This is a genomic window from Stenotrophomonas sp. RS-48 (assembly GCF_030053245.1).
Lineage (GTDB): Bacteria > Pseudomonadota > Gammaproteobacteria > Xanthomonadales > Xanthomonadaceae > Stenotrophomonas > Stenotrophomonas maltophilia_P.
Genome location: NZ_JASGBV010000086.1, coordinates 1 through 22,441, shown reverse-complemented (window position 1 = coordinate 22,441; position 22,441 = coordinate 1). Strand labels below are relative to the sequence as shown.

At 68.2% G+C, this 22,441-nt stretch carries 20 protein-coding genes; 7 read left to right on the top strand and 13 right to left on the bottom strand.

What is annotated here, in order from left to right; all coding sequences use genetic code 11:
- The 3 genes from QMZ25_RS15545 to QMZ25_RS15535 all read left to right on the top strand — a co-directional run.
- Window positions 1-257: DUF3613 domain-containing protein (locus tag QMZ25_RS15545; protein ID WP_283219906.1), on the top strand; the 257-nt coding region annotated here is incomplete at its 5' end.
- A gap of 8 nt (window positions 258-265) precedes the next feature.
- Window positions 266-2,413, top strand: a complete 2,148-nt coding sequence (locus tag QMZ25_RS15540) for a TadG family pilus assembly protein (protein WP_283219904.1) — start codon at window positions 266-268, stop codon at window positions 2,411-2,413.
- Between the two features lie 98 nt (window positions 2,414-2,511).
- The gene (locus QMZ25_RS15535) at window positions 2,512-3,219 is read left to right on the top strand and encodes a DUF2968 domain-containing protein (RefSeq protein WP_065175254.1); all 708 of its coding nucleotides are present in this window, start codon (window positions 2,512-2,514) and stop codon (window positions 3,217-3,219) included.
- A gap of 70 nt (window positions 3,220-3,289) precedes the next feature.
- Here QMZ25_RS15535 and QMZ25_RS15530 read toward each other — a convergent pair whose 3' ends face one another.
- Window positions 3,290-3,688: a DUF4124 domain-containing protein gene (locus tag QMZ25_RS15530; protein WP_155761065.1), complete on the bottom strand. Its 399-nt coding sequence runs from the start codon at window positions 3,686-3,688 to the stop codon at window positions 3,290-3,292.
- Window positions 3,689-3,875: 187 nt separating this feature from the next.
- Between QMZ25_RS15530 and QMZ25_RS15525 the strand changes: the two genes are divergently transcribed.
- Window positions 3,876-4,700, top strand: a complete 825-nt coding sequence (locus tag QMZ25_RS15525) for an alpha/beta hydrolase (RefSeq protein ID WP_065175255.1) — start codon at window positions 3,876-3,878, stop codon at window positions 4,698-4,700.
- A gap of 105 nt (window positions 4,701-4,805) precedes the next feature.
- Here QMZ25_RS15525 and QMZ25_RS15520 read toward each other — a convergent pair whose 3' ends face one another.
- From QMZ25_RS15520 to QMZ25_RS15490, 7 genes are all read right to left on the bottom strand, one after another.
- Window positions 4,806-6,452 carry an MFS transporter gene (locus QMZ25_RS15520; protein WP_283219908.1) on the bottom strand — a complete coding sequence of 549 codons (1,647 nt, stop codon included), beginning with the start codon at window positions 6,450-6,452 and terminating at the stop codon, window positions 4,806-4,808.
- Window positions 6,446-7,729: an alginate export family protein gene (locus tag QMZ25_RS15515; RefSeq protein WP_128989503.1), complete on the bottom strand. Its 1,284-nt coding sequence runs from the start codon at window positions 7,727-7,729 to the stop codon at window positions 6,446-6,448. The genes QMZ25_RS15520 and QMZ25_RS15515 overlap by 7 nt, the downstream gene beginning before the upstream one ends.
- Window positions 7,708-9,555 (bottom strand): amidohydrolase, encoded by a 1,848-nt coding sequence (locus tag QMZ25_RS15510; protein ID WP_283219907.1) that lies wholly within the window; start codon window positions 9,553-9,555, stop codon window positions 7,708-7,710. The genes QMZ25_RS15515 and QMZ25_RS15510 overlap by 22 nt, the downstream gene beginning before the upstream one ends.
- 119 nt (window positions 9,556-9,674) lie before the next feature.
- Window positions 9,675-10,094, bottom strand: a complete 420-nt coding sequence (locus QMZ25_RS15505; protein WP_128989507.1) for a DoxX family protein — start codon at window positions 10,092-10,094, stop codon at window positions 9,675-9,677.
- Between the two features lie 2 nt (window positions 10,095-10,096).
- A complete protein-coding gene (locus tag QMZ25_RS15500) occupies window positions 10,097-10,753 on the bottom strand; it encodes a hydrolase (RefSeq protein ID WP_065175260.1) in 657 nt (218 codons plus the stop codon).
- On the bottom strand, window positions 10,750-11,166 hold the full coding sequence (locus QMZ25_RS15495; RefSeq protein WP_065175261.1) for an AraC family transcriptional regulator: 417 nt from the start codon (window positions 11,164-11,166) through the stop codon (window positions 10,750-10,752). Before QMZ25_RS15495 ends, QMZ25_RS15500 begins: the two co-directional genes overlap by 4 nt.
- A gap of 78 nt (window positions 11,167-11,244) precedes the next feature.
- A complete protein-coding gene (locus QMZ25_RS15490; RefSeq protein WP_283219903.1) occupies window positions 11,245-11,577 on the bottom strand; it encodes a hypothetical protein in 333 nt (110 codons plus the stop codon).
- Window positions 11,578-11,673: 96 nt separating this feature from the next.
- Here QMZ25_RS15490 and QMZ25_RS15485 point away from each other — a divergent pair, with 96 nt between their 5' ends.
- Both QMZ25_RS15485 and QMZ25_RS15480 read left to right on the top strand, forming a co-directional pair.
- The gene (locus QMZ25_RS15485) at window positions 11,674-14,703 is read left to right on the top strand and encodes a sensor histidine kinase (protein ID WP_283219902.1); all 3,030 of its coding nucleotides are present in this window, start codon (window positions 11,674-11,676) and stop codon (window positions 14,701-14,703) included.
- On the top strand, window positions 14,696-15,349 hold the full coding sequence (locus QMZ25_RS15480; protein ID WP_065175264.1) for a response regulator transcription factor: 654 nt from the start codon (window positions 14,696-14,698) through the stop codon (window positions 15,347-15,349). The genes QMZ25_RS15485 and QMZ25_RS15480 overlap by 8 nt, the downstream gene beginning before the upstream one ends.
- A gap of 22 nt (window positions 15,350-15,371) precedes the next feature.
- Here the strand turns inward: QMZ25_RS15480 and QMZ25_RS15475 are convergent, their stop codons facing one another.
- On the bottom strand, window positions 15,372-16,565 hold the full coding sequence (locus QMZ25_RS15475; RefSeq protein WP_283219901.1) for an MFS transporter: 1,194 nt from the start codon (window positions 16,563-16,565) through the stop codon (window positions 15,372-15,374).
- 93 nt (window positions 16,566-16,658) lie between these two features.
- Here QMZ25_RS15475 and QMZ25_RS15470 point away from each other — a divergent pair, with 93 nt between their 5' ends.
- Window positions 16,659-17,606 (top strand): LysR family transcriptional regulator, encoded by a 948-nt coding sequence (locus tag QMZ25_RS15470; RefSeq protein WP_065182966.1) that lies wholly within the window; start codon window positions 16,659-16,661, stop codon window positions 17,604-17,606.
- Here the strand turns inward: QMZ25_RS15470 and QMZ25_RS15465 are convergent.
- The 4 genes from QMZ25_RS15465 to QMZ25_RS15450 all read right to left on the bottom strand — a co-directional run.
- Complete coding sequence (locus QMZ25_RS15465; protein ID WP_005414746.1) at window positions 17,587-18,777, bottom strand: HlyD family efflux transporter periplasmic adaptor subunit; 1,191 nt, start codon at window positions 18,775-18,777, stop codon at window positions 17,587-17,589. The genes QMZ25_RS15470 and QMZ25_RS15465 overlap by 20 nt on opposite strands.
- Window positions 18,770-20,935, bottom strand: a complete 2,166-nt coding sequence (locus QMZ25_RS15460; RefSeq protein WP_283219899.1) for a type I secretion system permease/ATPase — start codon at window positions 20,933-20,935, stop codon at window positions 18,770-18,772. Before QMZ25_RS15460 ends, QMZ25_RS15465 begins: the two co-directional genes overlap by 8 nt.
- On the bottom strand, window positions 20,916-22,103 hold the full coding sequence (locus QMZ25_RS15455) for a TolC family protein (RefSeq protein WP_283219898.1): 1,188 nt from the start codon (window positions 22,101-22,103) through the stop codon (window positions 20,916-20,918). Before QMZ25_RS15455 ends, QMZ25_RS15460 begins: the two co-directional genes overlap by 20 nt.
- 86 nt (window positions 22,104-22,189) lie before the next feature.
- A partial coding sequence (locus tag QMZ25_RS15450; protein ID WP_283219897.1) for a hypothetical protein occupies window positions 22,190-22,441 on the bottom strand: 252 nt, incomplete at its 5' end.

Below are 22,441 nucleotides of genomic sequence, written 5' to 3'. Positions count from 1 at the left end.
CCGCGATGCCGCCCGCGCCTCCTGCCCGGGTGGCCGCTGCACCGGCTGCGCCGCGGCGCAACGAGGTCGGTGATGCCACGCGCCAGCTGTTCCAGCTGCAGGCGTCCGGGCAACAGGCCGGCCCGCGGCTGCCGATCCTCGGTGATCAGGCCACCGCCAGCTACGCGCGCTACCTGAAGAGTTTCGAGCAGGACATCCCCGCCTTCTTCGACACGGATGTCGGCAGTTCCAAGAGCACCTCCAACTCCGGACGCTGAGGCATGCCATGAACCGCTCTCGCCAGCCCCGTTTCCACCGCCCGCGCGGCGGCATGTCCGTCACCATGATGCTGGTGATGCTGGCACTGGTGGCCATGCTGGGTCTGATCGAGGTCGGCTTCCTGTTCTGGGCCAAGCGCGATGCGCAGAAGGTCGTGGACCTGGCGGCGCTGGCAGGTGCACAGCGACTTGAGCTGTGTACATCGAACAACGGCGACAACAGCGCCGCGCGGCAGAGCGCACTCACGCAGAACCAGTTCCCGGGCACGGTGCAGGTCCGCTGCGGCAACTGGAGCGCCGCACGCGGAGGCAACCGCTTCAGCGAGACGGTCGACGCCAGCAATCCACGCAATGCGGTGCGGGTGGTTGCGACCCGCAGCGTGCTGCCGTTCTTCGGCCAGAACGAGAGCCTGCCGACCATCACCGTGCAGGCCGTGGCGCGCCGCTCGGAACCGACGGCGGTGTTCGCGGTGGGTTCGCAGCTGCTGCGCACGAACGGCAACTCGCCCTTGATGGGCACCCTGCGCCTGGTGGGGCTGGACGTCACCAACGCCACGGTGCTGTCGTACGACGGACTGGCACAGGCCAACATCACACCGTCAGGCCTGCTCAATGCGCTCGGCATTCCGGTCACCGCCAATCTCAGCGTGGCCGACTTCAATCGCCTGCTGTCGTTGAACCAGGTTTCACTGGCACGGCTGGTGGACGCCACCGCCACGGTGGTCGGCCGCAGCACCACCGCGGGCGTGCAGCTGCGTGCGCTGTCCGACCTGGTGGCCACCCGCCTTGACATCAATCGGGTCAATATCGCGCTGGGCAGCCAGAACGGCGGCGGCGGACTGTTCGCCGAGGTGATCTCTCCCGACGGCACGGTGGGCAGTGCGCTGCAGTCGCAGATCAACGTGCTTGACCTGGTCAATGCAGCCATCTCCATCGCCAATGATGGCAATGGCGTAGCGGTGCCGAACCTCAACCTGCTCGGCATGGATATCAAGGCAGGTGTTGTCGAACCGCCGTCGATCGCCATCGGCGGTGTCGGTTCGCGGGCCTACAACGCACAGGTCCGGCTGATGGTCGACGTCGACAGCGACCGCCTGTTCGGGGTGGGGCCACTGCTCAACCTGCTGGGCACGCGCCTGCACCTGCCATTGCATGTGGACGTGGCCAACGCGATGGGAACACTGACCAGCATCCAGTGCAGCGCGGCACCGCCCACCGCCACCATCCAGGTGGACTCCTCGGTACTGCGCGCGTGCGTCGGCAAGGTCAATGCCGCCGACCGTTTCTCCAAGAGCAATGTCTGCGACGCCACCTTGCAGAACGAACAACTGCTGACACTGCTGGGACGGCCGCTGATCAACGACAAGATCACCCTGCCGGCGCTGACCGGCACGCAGAGCCTGACCCTGGCCGCCGGCCAGACCGGCACCACCCGGATCAATCCCCTGGCCGTCGGTGACGCGGTCTCGCACCTGGTCAACGAGCTGCTGCGTGTCCTGTCGGGCATGCTGAGCTCGCCGGCACAGGGCATGAATGCCAACGACACGGCCAAGGCACTGGCCGACCGCTACCTGCAGGCAGCGTTCCCCTCGGGCGGCCGCTACAACGTCGACCAGCTCATTCCCCTGCTGCGCGACGGCGACGCGTCGCGCAACCTGGCACCGCTGGGCAACTGGACGGTCAAGAAGGGCGTGCCCAAACCCTGCCTGATCGGGCTGGGCACCTGCTGGGAAGATGGCTCGGTGTGGGCAGGCTACCGCGCCACCGTGACGGGACAGGGCCTGGGTCTGCTCGACGGGCTGCTCGGCTCACTGGTCGGCGGGCTGCTCATCAACCGCTGCGACAGCCTGCTGGGCAACCTGATCGACTACAACGGCTGCGTCCGCACCAATCTGGCCTCGTACATCCAGACCGCCCCGGACGGCTTCCTCGACGCGGCGGCCGGCGGCGGTGTCACCGCGCCCGGCAACAACGTGTCCTGCAGCGGTGTGCTGTGCACCGTGCTGAGCCCGGTGCTGGCCGCGCTCAAGCCGGTGCTCAACACCGTCGGCTCCCTGCTGAGCACGACCCTGGCCAGCCTGCTGGGGCTGGAGCTGGGCCGCACCGATGTCAACGTCCAGTCCATCCAGTGCAATGGCGCACAGCTTGTGTTCTGAGCCGGGCCGGCGCCCTTGGCGCCGCCGCCGCGCATGCTAGACTCCCGGGCGGGGAACACTTCCATCTCAACCCACACTCATCCGTGGATGGTCCAGACATGCGAGAAACTTCAGGGGGCACCGTCTTCGCCCGCCACGCGCGCGGCGCGGCACTGCTGGCCGTGGCCATGCTGCTGGCGGCACCGTCCGCACTGGCGGCGCGCAGCAGCCGCGAAGCCGCAGCCGAACCGGTACGCAGCAGCGCACCCGTGGTACGCAACACGGTGGACGAGCTCAAGCAGTTGATGGACGCACGCCAGCTGACCGAACTGCGTACCACGTACAACGGCAACTACGGCGCCAGCCTGCTTTTCAATGCCAGTACCCTGACCTACTACGTCGCCCTGTTCCAGGAAAAGAACTTCTGGCGCGTCATCAAGACCGATGCCGTCGACAACGCCGAGCGGGTCTATCGCACGTTCGTGCAGCAGACCGAACAGCTCGCGCAGGTCTACATCGATACCACCCGCCTGGAAGCCGGCAAGCGCTATACCGAGCGTCTGGTGGCCTACAACGAAGAGCGCCTGCGTACCCTGCAGCAGGAAATGGAGCAGCAGCAGGCGCAGTCGGCCCAGGTCAGCGCGTCACTGCAGCAGGCCCAGCAGCAGGCCGTCAGCCTGAGCACCGATGTGCAGAGCACCAACAGCCAGCTGGACGCCCTGCAGCGCCGCATCCAGATCCTGCAGGCCGAACAGGGCAACCCCGAATTGAGCCTGCCGAAGCCGGACAGCACACCCGCGCCGGCAGCGGCCAGCGACGTTCGCTGAATCCCCCGACAGAACCCGACAGCGGCGCCGAACGGCGCCGTTGTCGTTTTTGGCCTGATTGCGACCCGTTTCAGCGGCAGGCCTCGAACACGGCATCGTCCCACTGCCTGCGCTGGACGAAATCCGCCCGGCGCGTTCTGGCCAGCGCCTCCGTGCGCATCCTGCGCGCCCGTGCACAGGCCGCAGCATCCGCACTGATCGGAATCAACGCCCCCTGTGCACGGCCCGATCGCCGCGTCGGCCTGCGTCCACCGTTACCCGTGGGGGTTGCCTCGGCGGTGAGCGGCGCACTGCCGCGCGGCAGCGACTGCTCGGCGGGCACTTCCCAACGCCACTCCGCCTGCCCCTGGCAAGGCGTCTGCTGGTACAGCGCACGCCCGCCGTCCGTGCACTTGTAGACCTGGGTCTGCGCCGCTGCGGATGTCGCCAGCAGCATGGCCAGCAGCCCCCATTCCGGCAGAGTCCTCATCTTCACCCCCTCCCACGACCAGCACTCATGGTCGGTACGGCGAGCGCCGCGCGCCAGAGCGATCCGCGTCACATCCGTGCTCATCCAGCACAGCCGTGCAAGCCACTGCATCGCCTCTGCGCTGTACTGCCACAGGCGACGGCCACCTTCGCCGCCGCCGTCCTTCCCTTCCGCCAAGGAAACCGCAATGAGCAACTACATCACCGTCAACGACGGCGCCCGCATCTTCTACAAGGACTGGGGCACCGGGCAACCGGTCGTGTTCGCGCACGGCTGGCCACTGTCCTCAGACGCCTGGGACCCGCAGATGCTGTTCATGGGCCAGAACGGCTTCCGCGTGATCGCCCACGACCGGCGCAGCCACGGTCGTTCCAGCCAAACCTGGGACGGCAACGACATGGACACCTACGCCGACGACCTGGCCGCGGTGATCGACGCATTGGACCTGAAGGACGCCATCCTGGTCGGCCACTCCACCGGTGGTGGCGAGGTGGCCCACTACATCGGCCGCCATGGCAGCGCGCGCGTGGCGAAGGTGGTGCTGGTCGGTGCGGTACCGCCACTGATGCTGAAGACCGCGGGCAACCCGGCCGGAACGCCACTGGAGGTCTTCGACGGCATCCGCAAGGGCACCGGCGGTGATCGTTCGCAGTTCTTCCAGGACCTGGCCACGCCCTTCTTCGGCGCCAACCGTGACGGCAACACGGTCACCCAGGGCATGCGCGATTCGTTCTGGCTGCAGGGCATGCTGGGCGGTGTGAAGGGCCAGTACGACTGCATCCATGAATTCTCGGAAGTCGACTACACCGCAGATCTGCAGAAGATCGACGTGCCGGCATGGGTCGTGCACGGTGACGACGACCAGATCGTCCCCTTCGATGCGTCGGCCAAGCTGTCCTCGCAGATCATCAAGGACGCCGAACTGACGGTCTACCCCGGCGCGCCGCACGGCCTGACCGTCACCCATGCCGATCGCTTCAACGCCGACCTGCTGGCGTTCGCCCGCAAATGATGTCCCGCGGCGGCGCCCCACTGCGCCGCCGCTCCTGCGGGGTAGCGACGGGTATTGCCCGGCGAACGTATCCAGAATCCGCCGGGCATGGCCCGGCGCTACCTGTCAGATATCGCTGTGATGGTGCGGTACCGCCGTGGGCAACGGGTCATGCCCGCCGACGAAATGACGTACCACCGGCGCGCGTTCACCACGGTGCAGGGCACGCAGCACTTCCTGGATCGCCTTGTCGTCGGCCGTGATGCGTTCGTGCTGGCGCAGGTGCTCCAGCCAGGACGGGGTCACGAAATACTCCAGATGGATGCCCGGGCTCGCCACATCTTCGACCACGCCCCACACCACCGCACCGTCGCGGCGCCGGACCGTGCCCAGCGCGCGCATCTGCGCCTGGAACGATGCACGGTCGGCGGCATCGATGCGGTATTCGATCGTCACCAGCACCGGCCCGCGATCGTTGGAGACCGGCACCGACAGTTCCGGCGCCGGCCAATGACCCGCAGGGCGCAGGTTGAGATCTTCGGTGCCAGCGATTCGCACCCTCCACACCAGCAGCCCGCCGATGACCGCGCCTGCTGCCGCAACCAGCAGCGCCAGTTCCGGCGATGTTCGCTGCGCCAGCGCGCCCCAGCATAGGCCGCCGGCGGCCATGCCTGCCGAGAACACCATGATGTACAGCGCCAGCGCTCGTGCCCTCACCCACGCCGGAACCGCCGTCTGTGCGGCGATCTGCAACGAGGACAGCACCGTGATCCAGGCAGAACCGTTCACCAGCATCACCACCGGCAGCAAGTACCAGCTGCGGGTCAGCGCCAGCCCAACCAGGCTCAGTGCCAGCGCCAGCGTCGCCAGCAACACCAGCAGATCGCGGTCCAGCTGTGCGCGCAATCTAGGCAGCAGCAGCGCCCCGGCAACCGCGCCGATGCCGATGCAGCCCAGCAGCATGCCGTACTGCCCTGCACCGCCATGCATCTGCCCTCGCACCACCACCGGCAACAATGCGTTCATCGCCGCAGCGAAGAAGAAAAAGCCGACCGATTTGATCAGCACCGCCTGCAGACGCCCGGCGCGGCTGGCATAGCGCAGTCCGGCCTTCAGTCCGGCACCGAAGCCTTCCGGCGGCAGGCTCGATGCCTTCGGGTCACGCTTCCAGCCCCAGACCACGAACAGCATCGCACCGAAGGTGATGGCATTGAAGCCAAAGGCCCACACGGCTCCCAGCTGGGCGACGATCAGGCCACCGACAGCAGGCCCGATCGAACGGGCGATGTTGATGCCGATCGAATTCAGCGCCACTGCCGACGGCAGCATCGGCTGCGGAACCAGCTCGGAGACGATCGCTGCCTGCGCCGGCATCGCCATCGCCGCGCCACATCCCATGCAGAACGTGAGCAGCACCAGCAGCTGCGGCGTCAGCATGCCGAGCGAGGTCAGCACCGCCATCAAGGCCGCCACTGCCAGCATCCATCCCTGGGTGGCCAGCAGGTACGTGCGGCGATCGACGATGTCGGCCAGGGTTCCTGCGGCCAGTGCCAGCAGCACGATCGGTACGGTTGTGGCTGACTGCACCAGGGCCACCATCAACGGTGATCCTGTGCGTTCGGCCATCACCCAGGCCGCGGCCACGTCATTGACCCACGTACCGATGTTGCTGGCCAGGATCGCCAGCCAGATCGAGCGGAACATGCGGATCTTCAGCGGGGACCAGGCACCTGCGGCCGGTGCGGGAGGTTGCGATGTGCGTGCATTCACCATTGCCATGCTCCAACGATCGAGGCGAACAACGTGTCCTGGCCACCGGCCTGCGTCAGCGCAGGACCGGCATCGACCCAGGCCAGCTGCAGCTGCCACTGCCAGTGTGCACTGGCCTGCCAGCGGGTTTCGGATTTGTACTGGCGGCCGATCCTGCGCGCGCCGCCTGCGCTGCCGGGCAACGCCACCAGCGGTGCGGGCGTGGTGTACACCGCATCGGCGCGGCGGTGCTTCCAGGCCATCTGCATGCCCAGTTCAGTGGTGACGGATTCGTGCAACCGCAGTGTGAGGGTTGGCTGCACGTCCATCAGGTTCGCCGGCGCCAGCAGGCTGGCTTCGCTGAAGTAGGCCGATTTCGGGAACAGGGCATTGAAGGTGCCCAGCCGGGCGTCGTTCGGGCGGCCATCACCACTGGCGATGTCGGCCTTCAGTCCCAGCCGTGGCTGCAAGGGCAGTTGCGGCCAACGCCAACCGGTATCGGTGGCCAGCGTCCACGCGCGGATATCAAGCTGCTCGCTGGTGGTCCGCAGCTCACCGCCCTGCACGACCAGCTCGCTGTTCCAGTCCAACGATCCGGCCTGGCCGAACCAGCGCGCCCCGAGAGTCTGCCGGCGCTCGATGCCGGCGCCTGCCGCGAAGCGGGCGTCCTCCCGGCGATAGTCCAGCAGATAGAGGTCCCACTGGCCCGGACCCTGGCCTGGCGCCGTGGTTGCATAGGCACCCCACAGATGCGCACCGCGTTCGCCACGGTCATCGAACGCACCCGGCCGGTTCTCCACCGGACGCAGTGCCATCAGTTCCAGCACGCCCAGTCCGCCCTGCCATCCGACCCTGGCACCATCGAAGGCCAGGCGGATATTCGGCCCGTCGCGCACCGACAGCAGGCGCGAGCTGCCATGGCCCGCCTCCTGCCGCCCGAGCTGCACATGCAGGCCGCCGCGCTGCCAGCGCCAGTACGCCTGCTGCACGTCCAGCGCACCCCGATCGGTCCTGCCAGGTCCACCGGCCCTCCCACGCTCGCCGTGCACGCCCAGCTGCAGCATCGCCTTCCAGTCGCGTTCACCGTAGGTGGCCGACGCCAATGCGCGAAGCAGGCCGTAGCCATCCTCGCCGCCGCCGATACCGAAGCGAGTCGGGTCGTAGTACATGCCGCGCAGACGCATCGAGGCATCCCACTGCAACGTGCCATCAGCGGCATCGCTGCAGTAGCCCCCCTCGCAGGCGAGCGCAAGGGACGGCGCGGCCAGCAGGGCGAGGCTCAGAATGCGAAGCACGAGCATCCCATCGCACCCCAGAATGCGGTCAGATCATTGCTGGGTGCTGCGTGGCGCGCGGCATGGTCGTGTACACCGTGGGTCCTGCAGGCCGCACCATGGTGATGGTGATGCGCCATCGCCAGGCCGGTGGCCGCGCCGCCCACGTGATACCCCCCGAACCGGTTGACCGGCGACCAGTCCGGCATCGCCGGCGGCAGCTGCGGCGCCAGTCCGGCATAGTCTTCGCCGGCATGCACGATGCGGCCACCGACCACGGTAAGCACGCTGGTGATGTCGGCGATGCGGGCATCTTCGACGCGGAAGAAATCGGCCGAGAGCAGGATGAAATCGGCCAACTGGCCTTCCCTCAAGGTGCCCTTCACCGCTTCATCGCCGGAGAACCATGCGCTGCCCTGCGTCCACAGGCGCAAGGCCTGCTCGCGCTCCAGCAGGTTCTCCTCCCCATACAGCGCCAGGCCGCCGACGGTGCGCCCGGTGACCAGCCACGACAGCGCGACCCAGGGGTTGTAGCTGGCCACGCGGGTGGCGTCGGTGCCCGCGCCGACCGGCACGCCTTCGGCCAGCATGCGCTTCACCGGCGGCGTGTGCCGTGCCGCCTGCACGCCATAGCGTTCGACGAACGCTTCGCCCTGGTAGGCCATGCGGTGCTGTACCGCAATGCCTCCACCCAGTGCCCGGATCCGCTCGATGTTGCGCGGGGTGATGGTCTCGGCGTGATCGATGAACCAGTGCAGTCCATCGAACGGTACTTCGCGGTTGACCTGCTCATAGACATCGAGGATGCGGCCGATGCTCTCGTCATAGGTCGCGTGGATGCGGAACGGCCAGCGCTTCTGCACCAGCAGCTTCACCACATCATGCAGCTCCGGCTCCAGTTCCGGCGGCAGCTCGGGGCGTGGTTCGCTGAACAGCTCGAAGTCCGCTGCCGAGAACACCAGCATCTCGCCGGCGCCGTTGTGGCGCAGCAGATCATCGCCCTGACGGGGCTGCAGGATCTCACTCCAGCCACGGAAGTCATCCACTTCCTTGCCTTTGTTCTGCGTGAACAGGTTGTAGGCGATACGCACGGTCAGCTGGTCGTCGCGGTGCAGCTGCTCGATGACCTGGTAGTCCTCGGGATAGTTCTGGAAGCCTCCCCCGGCATCGATCACCGAGGTGATGCCGAGCCGGTTCAACTCGCGCATGAAGTGACGGGTGGAGTTGGCCTGGTATTCGACCGGCAGGCGTGGCCCCTTGGCCAGCGTCGCATACAGAATCAACGCATTGGGCTTGGCCAGCAGCAGGCCGGTGGGGTTGCCCAGCGAATCGCGCACGATCTGGCCACCGGGCGGGTCCGGCGTTTCGCGGGTGTAGCCGCATGCACGCAGCGCCGCCCCGTTGAGCAGCGCGCGGTCATACAGGTGCAGCAGGAACACCGGCGTATCCGGTGCGATCTGGTTGAGCTCCTGCAGGGTCGGCAGGCGCTTCTCGTGGAACTGGGCGGCGGTGAAGCCCCCCACCACGCGCACCCATTGCGGCGCCGGGGTGCGATCGACCTGTGCCTTGAGCATGGCCATTGCATCGGCCAGCGAACGCAGCCCGTCCCAGCGCAGCTCCAGGTTGTAGTTCAGGCCACCACGGATGAGGTGGGTGTGACTGTCGTTGAGGCCGGGCACCAGTCGCCTGCCCTGCGCGTCGATGAGCGTGGCTTCGGCTCCCCAACCACGCATGATCTCTTCATCGCTGCCTACGGCGATGATGCGCCCTTCCTGTACGGCCAGCGCCTGTGCATGCGGACGGTGTGGATCGAGCGTGGTGATGCGGGCGTTGCGGATGACCAGTGTGTGCATGCGGCGCTCCTTGGGGGCGGAATCGAGGGCGGCGCCGGCCTGTCCGGCAAGGCCCAGCGCCACGGCAGCGCCGGTGCCCAGTACGACGCTGCGGCGGCCGGGATCGAGTGGCTCATGGTTCATGCGATGTCTCCGGGAAATACGGGGCTGTCCAGCGCCCAGGCTCCCGGCCCGGCCAGCGCGATGGCCAGCAGGACGAGGGTCCACATCAGGGGGTACTCGGCGCCGGCGCGCATCCAGAACCAGCCCTTGGGCACGGCCAGCAGCACGGTGAAGCCGATGAACGCCGCTGCGGCCAGCGCAGCGATGCGTGTCTGCCAGCCCAGCAGTACGGCCATTCCGGACAGCACCTGCAGCCCGGCCAGCAGCAATGGCAGAGGCGCGGCCGACGGCAGGCCGAAGCCACGCAGTTCGCCCGCAAAGCCGCCCAGGCCAGGGCCACCGAACCAGCCGAACAGCTTGCCCAGCGCGTGGGGCAGCAGGAAGCCGCCCGCCGCCACGCGCAGGATCAGCAGCGCCAGGTCGAGCCCCGGATCCATGGTCAGTGCCCGCCTTCCTGGGCGCCGAACATGGTCTTGGCGTACTGGATGCCGATGCCGTAACCGCCCGCATGATCACGGGCGATGCCGGTGGTCAGGCCATAGGTCTCGCCGCGCGCCCAGTCGCGCTGCAGCTCCAGCAGGTACTGCACGCTGGTCATCGGCACCGCACCGGCCTGCACCATGCGGGCGATCGCCCGCTCATGTGCTTCCACGCTGACATCGCCGCAGGCGTCGGTGATCACGTACACCTGGAAACCCTGCTCCAGCGCTGACAGCGCAGGCCCCACGATGCACACGCTGGTCCACAGCCCGGCCATCACCAGGCGACGCCTGCCGATGCGATTGATCTCATCGATCACCGGCTGGTCTTCCCAGGTGTTCATGGAGGTGCGATCGAACACCTTCTGCCCGGGGAAGATCACCGGCAGCTCCGGAAACATCGGGCCGGAGAACGAGGTCTCCGCGACCGTGGTCAGCACCACGGGCACATTGAAACCCTGCGCGCCCTTGCTGATCAGCGCGACGTTGTTGCGCAGCGCCGAGATGTCGATCGTGTGGGTTGCAAATGCCATCTGCGACTGGAAATCGATCAGGACCAGTGCGTGATCGGTGGGCGATAGCAGGCCCTTGGCAGGAATTGCGGTAGCGAGGCTCATGGATGGACTCCGTTGCGAACAAGGGCAGGGGGAAGGGACAGGGCTGCATCTCCCGCCAGGTACTGGCCGGGGCTGCAGCCGGTCTCCGCGCGGAAGCTGCGGACGAAATGGCTCTGGTCGAAGAAGCCCAGCTGCTGCGCCAGGCAGGACATCGGCAGTTGCACGACGGGCAGCAGCTGGCGGGCACGCTCGATACGGCGGCGGCGCACGTAGCGCAGTGGGCTCGCGCCGGTTCCGGTGCGGAACAGCCGCACCAGATGGAAGCGGCTCACGCAGGCCGCGTCAGCCAGCTCGGTGACCCGCATCGGCTGTGACAGGTGTTCATCGATGTAATGCAGCGCACGCTGCAGAGCGGCAGCCTGCCGGGGCGGCAGCGCCGCGACGGTCGGAACAGGGCGGGATACGGTAGCCATGGAGGGGTGCCACGACGGGGTGCCCCATGGTGCGGGGCGCCGGCACGATGCCCTACCCCCGACGGACGAGGGCAGCACCTACCCGAATGGGGGAGACCGTCGCTCCAGCACACGTCGTCCGAACAGCCGCGCGTCCAGCGAGTAGGCACCCGGCCCAAGTGCCACCAGGGCCAACGGCAGCAACGCCAGGGCCCACGGCACGGACTGCCAGAACAGGCACGGCACGGCCAGCAGCGCCGACAGCGGCGTCAGCACCCCCAGCAGCAGCGACAGGGCGACCATCAGGCAGGCAGCCGTCAGCCAGCCCGCGTCGGACGGGCGCACGCACAGCGCTGCGACCACGCACAGCCGCAGCCACAACAGGCCGGCGCCGGGACCGCGGTCAGGAAACATCACGAACAGGCGCTGCATGGAGAGTCTCTGTGGTCCATGCCGGCGTGATAGCCGAGTGCCGCGGCAGGCGCCTACCCCGTTCGGGTCACCCCGCCCTGCCCCGCACCTGCGAGAATGCGCTGCATGCATGGCTGCCCCTTCCCTTCCCTGCGTCGCCTGACGGCGTTGCTGATGTGCCTGCTGCTGTGCATCGCCCTGCCCGCCCACGCCGTGCAGCGCCCGGCAGTGAGCAGCGGGCTGCCCGGCTACGAGCACACCGCCTGGCGGGTGGGACAGGGCGCACCCGGCGATATCTGGGACATCGCCCAGGATCGCGACGGCCTGCTCTGGCTGGCCACCGGCTCCGGGCTGTACCGCTTCGACGGGCGTCGCTTCGAGCGGCAGCCCGCACCGCCCGGCAGCCGATTTCCCTCCACCAACATGGTCACCCTGGTGCCCGGCGATGGCGATGCGCTGTGGATCGGCTATTTCCAGGCGGGCATCAGCCAGTTCGCCAATGGCCAGCTGCGCAACTTCGGGCGCGCGGAAGGGGTTCCGGTCGGCGTGGTGCCGCGCTTCAGCCGCGACCAGCAGGGGCGCCGCTGGGCCGCCATCAACGGCGGGCTGCGCTGGTTCGACGGCAAGCGCTGGCGGCCGCCACCGGCCAGCGCAGGCCTGCCCGAGCGGCGCGTGCAGTGGGTCCTGCAGGACAGCCGCAATACCTTCTGGGTGCTGGCCGACCTGAAGATCTGGAAACGCGCGCCGGGTGCCGTCCGCTTCCAGGACACCGGCATCGCTGTCTCGCAGATGGCCACGTTGGTGGAGAGCCCGCTGGGCGAGGTGTGGCTGGCCGACCGCGTGCGCGGCACCTCGCCGCTGGCCAACGCGGAGGGTGTGCTGCCACAGCACGAGCGCGAAGCACGCCGCCTGCCGGAGCTGGTCGCTGCGCGGCTGCAGTTCACCGCTGATGGCGCGCTGTGGGCGACGATGAGCCCGCACGGTGGGGTCGCCAGGGTCACGTTCGATGGCAGGCGCGCCGTGCGCATGGAACGTTTCGATTCACCGGATGGCCTGACCGCAACGTCGGCCGTGCCGATCATGGCCGACCGCGAAGGCAATATCTGGGTCGGCACCAATCTCGGCCTCAACCGCTTCCGCGCGCGCAGCGTGAAAACGCTGTCGGCCGGTCCTGCCGATCCGTATCGCTCGCTGGTCCGTGCCAGCGATGGCCGCGTGTATGGCTACGGCGAGGATCTGGCACCTTATGACCTGCGCCGGGAGCTGCTCGACGGCAGTGGCGCGCAACTGAAAGCCGCTGCACGCGGCGCGCCGACGCCGATCTGGCAATTCGACTGGGTCAATCTCGCGCGCACGCGTAACGGCCGGACCGCACGGATCGCACTGCCGGCGCCGTTCACCGGCCAGCCACTGCACGCGCTGCTGTTTCCCGATGACGAGCAGGCCTGGGTCTGTACCGGCGAGCGCGGCGTGCTGCATTACGCGCAGGGCCGTTGGCAGCGCGAAACGCGCCTGCCCGAGCAGGCCTGTTCCTCCCTGGCAATGGACGACAACGGCCAGCTGCTGCTGGGGTATGCCGATGGACGCCTGCGTCATCTGGGTGATAGCACGATCGAGACCTTCGGTGCCGCGCAGGGGCTGTCAGTGGGGCCGGTGACTGCCCTGCTGCGGCAGCGCGATCTGTTGCTGGTCGCCGGCGAATCGGGCCTGGCCGCACGCCTGGGCGGCGGACGTTTCATGCCGGTACGCACCGACCTTGCGGGCGTGCTCGAAGGCATCACCGGCATGGTGGCCGATGCACAGGGCCGGCTCTGGCTCAACGGCAGCCGCGGCCTGGTGCGTCTGGACAGCGCGCATCTGCGGCACGCGCTGCGCGCCGGCCTGCCGGTGACGCCGCGCCTGTTCGATGCCGTGGACGGCATGCCGGGCGTCGCCCTGCAGAGCGGTCCGATCTCCACGGCGGTGCTGGCCGGTGACGGGCTGCTCTGGCTGGCCACCAACCAGGGCCTGGCATGGCTGGACACGACCCACGCGCACGTCAACAGCATGGCGCCGAGCGTCCGCATCGGCGATGTGCTGTACGGCAACGTGCACGAACCACTGCGTGACAATATGCGCCTGCCCGCTGGTACCACCCAGCTGCAGATCGACTACGTGGCCCTTTCACTGGCCCGGCCCGAACGCAACCGCTACCGCTATCGACTGTCGGGTGTCGACGAGGACTGGCAGGACGCCGGCAGCAGCACCCGCGCCTACTACACCAACCTGGCCCCCGGCAGCTACCGCTTCGAGGTGGAGGCCGCCAACGAAGACGGCATCTGGAGCCGGGTGCCGGCGCATCGCAGCTTCCGCATCGCACCGACCTTCATGCAGACGGTCTGGTTCAAGCTGCTGTGCGCGCTGCTGGTGCTGGCGGTGCTGGTGATGGCCGTACGGATCCGCAGCGGACAGCTGGCCGCGCTGTTCCGGGCCCGGCTGCAGGAGCGCAACGGCGAACGCGAGCGCATCGCCCGTGACCTGCATGACACGCTGCTGCAGGGCAGCCAGGGCCTGATCCTGCGCCTGCACGCGATCAGCCAGTCACCACAGACACCGGAAACCGTGCGCAGCCAGCTGGAATCGGCGATGCAGCTGGCCGAACGCAATCTGGCCGAGGGCCGCGAACGGGTCAACGCCCTGCGCGACGGTCCCTTCGCGGGTCGTGATCTGGCCTCGGCCCTGGCCGATGTGCACGCTGAGTACGCCGGCCAGGGCACCAACCCACTGCGCCTGACCGTGGAAGGCACCCCGCCCCGCCTGCAGCCGGATGCTGCCGAGGAGGTGTTCCTGATCGGCCGCGAGGCGATCCGCAATGCATTGCGGCATGCGCACGCCAGCGCCATCGAGGTCGAGCTGTCCTATGGTGCCCGCTGCTTCCTGCTGCATGTCCGCGATGACGGCGTTGGCATTGCCGACGACCATGCCGGTGCCGGCCACTGGGGCCTGCAGGGCATGCGCGAGCGCGCGCAGCGGCTGGGCGCGGCGCTGAAGCTGTGGACGCGGCCCGGCCTGGGCACTGAAGTGGCGCTGTCGGTCCCCGCGCGCCGCCTCTATCACCGAAGGCCGTCGCGCTGGCGCTGGCCCTGGAGCAGACCTGACCATGACTGAGCTCTCCCCTCCCATCGGCGTGCTGGTGGTCGATGACCACCCGCTGCTGCGCGACGGCCTGGCGGCCCTGCTCGGCGCCCAGCCGGACCTGCGGCTGCTGGGCGAAGCTGCCGACGGTGAAGAAGCCATCGCGCAGTACCAGCATCTGCAACCGGACGTGGTGCTGATGGACCTGCAGATGCCCCGGCTGGACGGTGTCGAGGCCATCATGCGGATCCGCGCGCTCGACCCGCGTGCCCGCATCATCGTGCTGACCACCTACCGCGGCGACGTGCGCGCGGTGCGCGCCCTGCAGGCCGGTGCCAGCGCGTACCTGCTCAAGGACATGCTGCGCCATGAACTGATCGATACCATCCGCATGGTGGCCGGTGGTCGCCGTGCGCCTATTCCACCCGCGGTGGCCGCCAGCATCGCCGCGCACGTGGTGGAGGACCGGCTGTCGCCGCGCGAAACCGAGGTGCTGCGGCATGTTGCCGGCGGACTCTCGAACAAGCGCATCGGCGAACGCATGCAGATCTCGGAGCAGACGGTGAAAGCGCACATGAAGAGCCTGATGGACAAGCTGGGCGTCGGCGACCGCACCCATGCGGTCACCCAGGCCCTGCGCCGCGGCATCATCAGCCTGGACGACAGCGGCCACGATTGACGCGCGGCTGCGCGCGCAGCGCTCAGCGCAGGCGGATCAGCAGGCTGCTACCGGCACAGAGCGTCGCCAGCCATGCCACCCCATGCCACCCCCACTGCCCCAATGCCAGGCTGCCAAGTGCCCCTCCGGCCGCCATGCCGATGAACATGCCGGTGAACAGCACTGCATTGAGACGGCTGCGTGCGGCGGGCGCCAGGCCATACACCAGTGTCTGGTGGGCCACCAGGGCCGACTGGAAGCCGAAATCGAACAGCAGTGCGCTGGCCACCAGCAGCGGCAGCAGTGCCGCTGCGGGCAGCCACGATTCGGCGAGCAGCAGTGCAAAGCCAAGCAATGCCACCATGATCGCCAGGCGTGCCACTGCGGGGCTGCCCAGCCTGTCGGCGAAGCGACCGGCGAACGGCGCCGCCAGCGCGCCCGCCGCACCGGCAATACCGAAGGCGCCGGCGGCAGCACTGCCCAGTCCCAGACGCGCATGCAGCATCAGCGCCAGGGTTGACCAGAACGCGCTGAAACCCACCGCCAGCAACGACTGGCTCGCCACCGCCCGGCGCAGCTGCGGCTGCTCCCGCCACAGCGACAGCAACGAGCCCAGCAGCGCCGGATAGCGCAGGGTGCTGGTGGGTGCGAAGCGGGGCAGTGCACGCGCCATCACCACCCCCATCGCCGCCACGGACACGGCCGCCAGCACGAACTGGGTGCGCCAGCCCCAGGCCTCGGCCACCATCCCGCTGACCACGCGCGACAGCAGGATGCCCAGCAGCAGACCGGTCATCACCCGTCCGACCACCTGCCCGCGTTGCGCATCCGGAGCCAGCGCCGCAGCGGCAGGCACGATGTCCTGGGCCAGCGTTGCCATCAACCCGACCAGCAGGCTGGCCATCAGCAGGCCCGGCAGGTGCCCCGCCCCGGCCGCTGCGGCGAGTGCAACCGACAGCAGCGCGGACTTCAGCAGGATCAGCGACCGGCGGTCGAAACGATCCCCCAAGGGCGCCAGCAGCAGGATGCCCAGCGCATAGCCGAGCTGGGTCAGGGTCGGCACCAGACCTGCCGCGCGCTCGCCCGCGGACAGGTCCTGGGCGATCAGTCCCAGCATCGGCTGGCTGTAATAGAGCGATGCCACCGAAAACCCGGCACCGGCCGCCATCGCCAGTACCAGGGAGGTGGAAGGAGCCACGACCGGCGGGGCGGTCACGGAAAGCGTGGGGGTGGACATCAGCAACTCCAGTCAGGGAACGGGAGGTAGCCTGCGCCTATTCGCCTCACGTCTGTAGTATGATCAAATGAATACTTTTCATACATGGTGCGTATGATGGACATGGCCCCGGGCGCCGACCGGCTCGACCTGCTGCGCACCTTCCTGCGCATCGTCGACGCCGGCAGCCTGTCTGCCGCCGCCGTGCAGCTGGGTACCACCCAGCCCACCGTGAGCCGCCGCCTGCAGGCACTGGAACGGCAACTGGGCCTGCGACTGCTGCACCGGTCCACGCATGGTCTGCAGCTGACCGAGGAGGGCATGCGCTGCCAGCGGCACGCGCAGCGGGTGGTGGAAGAATGGGAAACGCTCCAGGCCGAACTGCAGGGACAACCCGACGTGCTGCGTGGGCGCCTGCGTGTGATGGTGCCGCATGCGTTTGGACAGGCACAGCTGCTGCCGACCATGCTCGCCTTCCTCGCCCGGCATCCACAGTTGAGCCTGGAGTGGATCCTCGAAGACCGGCGCCCGGACTTCATTGCCGAGGGCGTCGACTGTGCGGTGCGGGTCGGCCCGGTGGACGAGCCACGCATGGTCGCGCTGCCGCTGGCCGAAGTCCCACGCATCGTGGTCGCCGCGCCTTCGCTGGTCGATCCCGATGCGGTGACCACCGCTGCACAGGCGCAGGCATTGCCCTGGATCTCCCTCGTCACCTACTACCGCGAACGCCTGCTGCTGTACGACGCACGCGGGCGTCCGCACACACTGTCGATCACGCCGCGCCTGCTCAGTGACAACCTGTTCGTGGTCCAGCAGGCGGCGCGTGCGGGCCTGGGTGCGGCGGTGGTATCGGCCTGGCTGGTCGCCGAGGATCTGGCGCACGGCCGCCTGGTCCAGTTGTTGCCGGGCTGGGAAGCGCCGCCCCTGCCGGTGCATGTGGTGTTTCCTGCCGCGCGCCAGCAGCCGGCGCGGCTGCGCGCCTTCATCGATGCGATGAAGGCCGCCCTGCCGCAGCTGCATGGCATGCGGCCGACTCCCGGTCTCAGTTCAACCGCGCCTTGATCAACGGTCGGAGCAGGTAGTTCAGGACGCTGCGCTTGCCGGTCAGGATGTCCACATCCGCCACCATGCCGGGAATGATCGGCAGGGCCTCGCCGTGCCGCCGCAGCTGGCTGCCATCGGTGCGGATCAGCACCTGGTAGAACGATTCCTTGCCCCGCGGCGTATCCTCCTCGATGGTATCGGCACTGATCTGCTCGACGGTGCCGCTGAGTTCGCCGTAGATGGTGTAGTCATAGGCGGTGATCTTGACCTTGGCCGGCATGCCCGGCACCAGGAACGCGACGTCGCGCGGCTTGACGCGGGCTTCCACCAGCAGCCGTTCCTCCACCGGAATCACCTCCATGATCGGCTCGCCGGGAGGAATCACGCCACCGCGGGTATTGATCAGCACCGTGTTGACCCGCCCACGCACGGGCGACAGGATCTCGGTGCGCCGCAGCTGGTCCTGCCGCTGGTGAACGATCGGCTCCAGTGCGGACAACTCCGCCTTCAGCTTGGAGCGTTCGGTATAGGCTTCCTGGAAATAGGTGTTGCGCAACTCGCTGAGCTTGCCGGTCAACGTGGCGATTTCCTGGGTCAGCTTCAACTCTTCCATCTGGCTGACGGCGTTGCGCGCGACCAGCGGCCGCACGATCCGCAGCTGGTCGCGCGCGATCGACAGCTGCTGGCCGATGGCTGCCGAACTCTGCTGCAATGTCGCACGGCGGGACTGGTACAGCTCCCGCTCCGAACGTGCCAGCGCGCTCCCGGCTGGAATGTCGTCCGGGAACTCGATGGCACCTTTGCCCAGCACCTCCGCATCCAGTCGCGCGATTGCGGCCCGCAGCACCTGCGACTGGTTGGCCGATTCCTCGTAGTTGGTGCGGAAGTGGGTTTCCTCCAGCCGCACCAGCGGCTGGCCCACTTCGACCAGGTCTCCCTCCTTCACCAGCAGGCGATCGAGGATGCCGCCTTCCAGGCTCTGGATCTTCTGCATGCGGCTGTACGGCACCACCCTGCCCTCGCCACGGGTCACCTGGTCCAACTGCGCAAGCGCGGCCCAGCCCACGGCGATGGCCACCGTCGCCAGCAGCACCCACAACAGCGGTCGGTACACGGGATGCGTGGACGCCAGCAGTGGATCCGCAAGCTCGCGCCGCAGTCGCTGCGAACGCTTCTGCCGCTCAACCATGATGTCCTCCTGCGACCGCGGCGATCGGCTGCACCTGGTTGCCCTGCACCACCTGCTCCAATGGGCCGTCCATGATGATCCTGCCGTTGCGCATCACCACGGCACGCTCGACGAGGGCCAGCATGCTGCGCTTGTGGGTGGTCAGTACCATCGTGCGCTGGCCGAGCCAACGCTGCAGGAACTGGATGACATGGGTCTCGCTCTGCTGGTCGAAGGCGGCGGTGGGCTCATCCAGCAGCACGACAGGCGGATCCTGCAGGATCACCCGGGCCAGGCCGATGGCCTGGCGCTGGCCACCGGACAGGCTGCCGTTGCCCATCACCAGCTGGTCCAGCCCCAACGGATTGCCGCGCACGAAAGGCCCCATGCCCACCGCATCCAGCGCCTCCAGCAGTTCCTCGTCCCGCCAGGCGGCACCTTCCAGATTGAGGTTGTCGCGCAGGCTGCCATGGAACAGCGCCACATCCTGCGGCAGATAGCCGATGTTGCGTGCGCGGTCACCGGGATCGATCTGTGCCAGCGCCACATCGTCCAGCAGCAGGCGTCCCTGCTGCGGCGTCACCAGTCCGGACAGAACACGCAGCAGGCTGGACTTGCCGGCACCGTTGCCGCCCAGCAGCGCCACCCGCTGCCCAGGTGCGATGGACAGCGCCTGCACGTCGACCACCCACGGCCCTTCGCCCAGCGCCAGGCGGACATCGTGAAGCTGGTAGGCACCCTGCAGGCGCGACCGGTGCACGAACCGGGCGCCCTGTGGGCGCTCCTGCTCGGCGCCCATCAACTGGTCCAGCCCCTCCATGGCGACGCGGGTGTGCTGCCAGCGCCCCAGCACCGCCGCAACCTGCGCCAGCGGCGCGATCGCCCGCGATGACAGGATCGAGCACGCCACCAGTGCGCCCACGGTCATCGCACCGTCATTGATGCGGTAGACACCGAAGGCAACCACACCCACATACGCAAGCTGCTGCACCACGGCCGCGCCATGGCTGAGGCTGGCGGTGAGCGTACTTGTCTTCAATGCCGTTCCCGCCAGCTGCGCCGTCAGGCTTTCCCAGTGCTTCAGGCTGCGGCCTTCGGCACGCGTGGCCTTTACTGATTCCAGGTGTTCAAAGGCCTCCAGCAGCACGCTGTTCTTCATCGCCCCTTCGCGCAGATTCTGCCGCGACAGCTCACCCAGCCGGCGCTGCGCGAGCACGCCCGGCAGCACCATCAGGACACAGGCCACCACCGGCACCCAGACCACATGCCCACCGATCAGCGCGATCAGCAGCAGGAACACGAACACGAACGGCAGGTCGCTGAGCAGCGCAGCGGTGGACGAGGTGAAGAAATCACGCACGCCCTCAAACTCGCGCACCTGCGTACTGAATGCCCCCATCGACGCCGGCTTGGCGTTGATCCGGGTACCGAGCACGCGGGCGAACAGCAGCGTTCCCAGCTGCAGGTCCATGCGCTTGCCGAGCACATGCAGCAGCTGCCCGCGCAGGACGCGCAGCACCCCTTCGATGATGACCGCCAGGGCAACGCCACTGGCCAGCACCCACAGCGTGTCGAACGCTGCCACCGGCACCACCCGGTCATAGACCTGCATGGCGAAGATCGCCGTCGCGATGGCCAGCAGGTTGGCCACGAATGCGGCGGCCCCCACCTCGACATAGGAGCGCCACAGCTGACGCAGTGGCCCGTAGAACCAGTGCTCGCCCCGGCCCGCGGCGAAATCGCCGACCCGGCCATCCGAGCGGAAGCGCGGTTTGGCGAACACTGCCGTACCACTGTACAGCGCCTGCAGTGCCTGCAGCGGCATGGCCTGTGTGCCACCCTCGGCCTGTGGCACCTCCACCTGCGCCTGGTCATCGCTGATCGCCGTCAACAACAGCGTGTTCCCATTGTTCAGCAGCAGCAGGACCGGCAGCAGATAGGCGTCGATGTCGGTCAGCTCGAAGGCCTCCACGCGCGCGTTCAGGTCCGCCCGCCGCAGCGCGCGTGGCACCCGCTGCAATGGCAGCCGCCCCTGCTCCAGAGCAATGCCGTCAACCAGCTCGGCAGCACCCAGTGGCCGGCCCAGCCGCTCGCACAGCAGCAGCAGGCCATCCTGCAGCGGGTCGCGCGGCGTGTTGCCGCTGCCGGTGGTAGTCGATTCAATGCGCGGCGTCTGCATGCGTCCTCCCTCCAAGCAACTCACCCAGCTGCCCGATCTGGGCGGCAGCGCGATAATCGATACGGACCCGCTCCATGCGCAGAGTTGCCAGCTGGCGTTCGGCCTCCATCCGCTCGCGCTGCACGCTGAGCAGATCGATGATGTCGCGGCGTCCGACCTGGAACTGGTCGTGATACAGGCCGCCGACGTGCGTGGACTCCTCCACCTGTTGCTGCAGCGCCTGCTCACGCAGTACCAGCGCATCGGCGTTGTCGAACAAGGTACGCATCTTGCGCCGCAGATCACGGCGGGTGGCGTCGGCACTCCACTGCGCCGCCTCCAGTCGCTGCCGGGCCGCCGCCGGCCGCTGGAAATTGCTGAAGCCGCGCAGGACATCCATGCGCAGGCGCAGCGAAACCACCGAATCGTTCTCCATCTGCCCGCCGATCTCGCGGCGCAGCGCCGATGCCTCCACGTTGAGCTGTGGCTTCAATGCCGCGCGCGATTCGGCCAGCTCCGCCTCGGCTGCCGCGGCATCCTCGCGCGATTCCCGCAGCAGCGGCGCGGCCTCGAGTGCTGCATCCAGGCCGTCACGCTGCCACGCCCGCCGTCCGGCAGGCAGGTCCGGCGCCTGCAGCGGGCCAGGATCCCGGCCCAGCAGCAGGGCCAGCTGGTTGTTGGCATCGCGCAACGCGCCTTCCTCGAACGCCAGCTGGTCCTGGCCGCGCGCGAACTCCAGCTGCGCGCGATCCAGCTCGGTGCGGTCGGCGTAGCCGCTGCCGCTGCGGTCGCGTGCCATGCCGCGGACGCCCTCGATCCGCTGCAGGAAGTCACGCACGGCCACCACTCTTTCGCGGGCGACCAGCACGTCCAGGTAGGTCTCGATGATATCCAGCGCTGCATCGTCCCGGGCGACCTCCAGCGCTGCCAGATAGCGGCGCTGGGTCGCACTGGCGGCCTCGACCTGGCTGCGCGTCCGGCCCCAGTCGAACAGCATCTGCGACAGCGTGACGTCGTACACCATCTCGGACATGTGTCCGGCCTGCGGTCCGCCGGAGATCTGCAGTGCGGGAAAGTAGCCCCCCCGTGCGATTTTCACGTCGGTGCCTGCCCGTTCCGCTTCGCTCAGCGCCGCACGCACCCGGGGATGGATCGCCAGTCCGGTCTCCACAGCCTGCTCCACACTCATCGCACTGGCCCCCGCCGGCAGGCCGCACAGCAGGAGGAGCGCGAACGCTCCTCCTGCCCACCGCCTTCGGCTCCGCCGTTGCGGCATCAGGCCACCACCTGCACCGAGTTGTCCTCCACCAGCAGCGTGGTGCTGCCAAAGGTGTACACGTCGTAGGTCACACCATTGATCAACTGGGTGGTTCCGGTGTTGACCGCACCGATGACGTTCAGCACATCGTTGCTCTCGCCGGTGATCTGCAGCGTGTCGTTGCCATCGGTGATCGCCGCCACTTCCGCCGCAGTGAGGGTGAGCACGCTGCCCGAATCTCCCGTGCCCAGATCGATGCGCTCGATGTT

Coding starts and splice junctions, on each gene's coding strand:
- QMZ25_RS15540 (WP_283219904.1), top strand. CDS start 266: ATGAACCGCTCTCGCCAGCCCCGTTTCCACCGCCCGCGCGGCGGCATG.
- QMZ25_RS15535 (WP_065175254.1), top strand. CDS start 2,512: ATGCGAGAAACTTCAGGGGGCACCGTCTTCGCCCGCCACGCGCGCGGC.
- QMZ25_RS15530 (WP_155761065.1), bottom strand. CDS start 3,688: ATGAGGACTCTGCCGGAATGGGGGCTGCTGGCCATGCTGCTGGCGACA.
- QMZ25_RS15525 (WP_065175255.1), top strand. CDS start 3,876: ATGAGCAACTACATCACCGTCAACGACGGCGCCCGCATCTTCTACAAG.
- QMZ25_RS15520 (WP_283219908.1), bottom strand. CDS start 6,452: ATGGTGAATGCACGCACATCGCAACCTCCCGCACCGGCCGCAGGTGCC.
- QMZ25_RS15515 (WP_128989503.1), bottom strand. CDS start 7,729: ATGCTCGTGCTTCGCATTCTGAGCCTCGCCCTGCTGGCCGCGCCGTCC.
- QMZ25_RS15510 (WP_283219907.1), bottom strand. CDS start 9,555: ATGCACACACTGGTCATCCGCAACGCCCGCATCACCACGCTCGATCCA.
- QMZ25_RS15505 (WP_128989507.1), bottom strand. CDS start 10,094: ATGGATCCGGGGCTCGACCTGGCGCTGCTGATCCTGCGCGTGGCGGCG.
- QMZ25_RS15500 (WP_065175260.1), bottom strand. CDS start 10,753: ATGAGCCTCGCTACCGCAATTCCTGCCAAGGGCCTGCTATCGCCCACC.
- QMZ25_RS15495 (WP_065175261.1), bottom strand. CDS start 11,166: ATGGCTACCGTATCCCGCCCTGTTCCGACCGTCGCGGCGCTGCCGCCC.
- QMZ25_RS15490 (WP_283219903.1), bottom strand. CDS start 11,577: ATGCAGCGCCTGTTCGTGATGTTTCCTGACCGCGGTCCCGGCGCCGGC.
- QMZ25_RS15485 (WP_283219902.1), top strand. CDS start 11,674: ATGCGCTGCATGCATGGCTGCCCCTTCCCTTCCCTGCGTCGCCTGACG.
- QMZ25_RS15480 (WP_065175264.1), top strand. CDS start 14,696: ATGACTGAGCTCTCCCCTCCCATCGGCGTGCTGGTGGTCGATGACCAC.
- QMZ25_RS15475 (WP_283219901.1), bottom strand. CDS start 16,565: ATGTCCACCCCCACGCTTTCCGTGACCGCCCCGCCGGTCGTGGCTCCT.
- QMZ25_RS15470 (WP_065182966.1), top strand. CDS start 16,659: ATGATGGACATGGCCCCGGGCGCCGACCGGCTCGACCTGCTGCGCACC.
- QMZ25_RS15465 (WP_005414746.1), bottom strand. CDS start 18,777: ATGGTTGAGCGGCAGAAGCGTTCGCAGCGACTGCGGCGCGAGCTTGCG.
- QMZ25_RS15460 (WP_283219899.1), bottom strand. CDS start 20,935: ATGCAGACGCCGCGCATTGAATCGACTACCACCGGCAGCGGCAACACG.
- QMZ25_RS15455 (WP_283219898.1), bottom strand. CDS start 22,103: ATGAGTGTGGAGCAGGCTGTGGAGACCGGACTGGCGATCCATCCCCGG.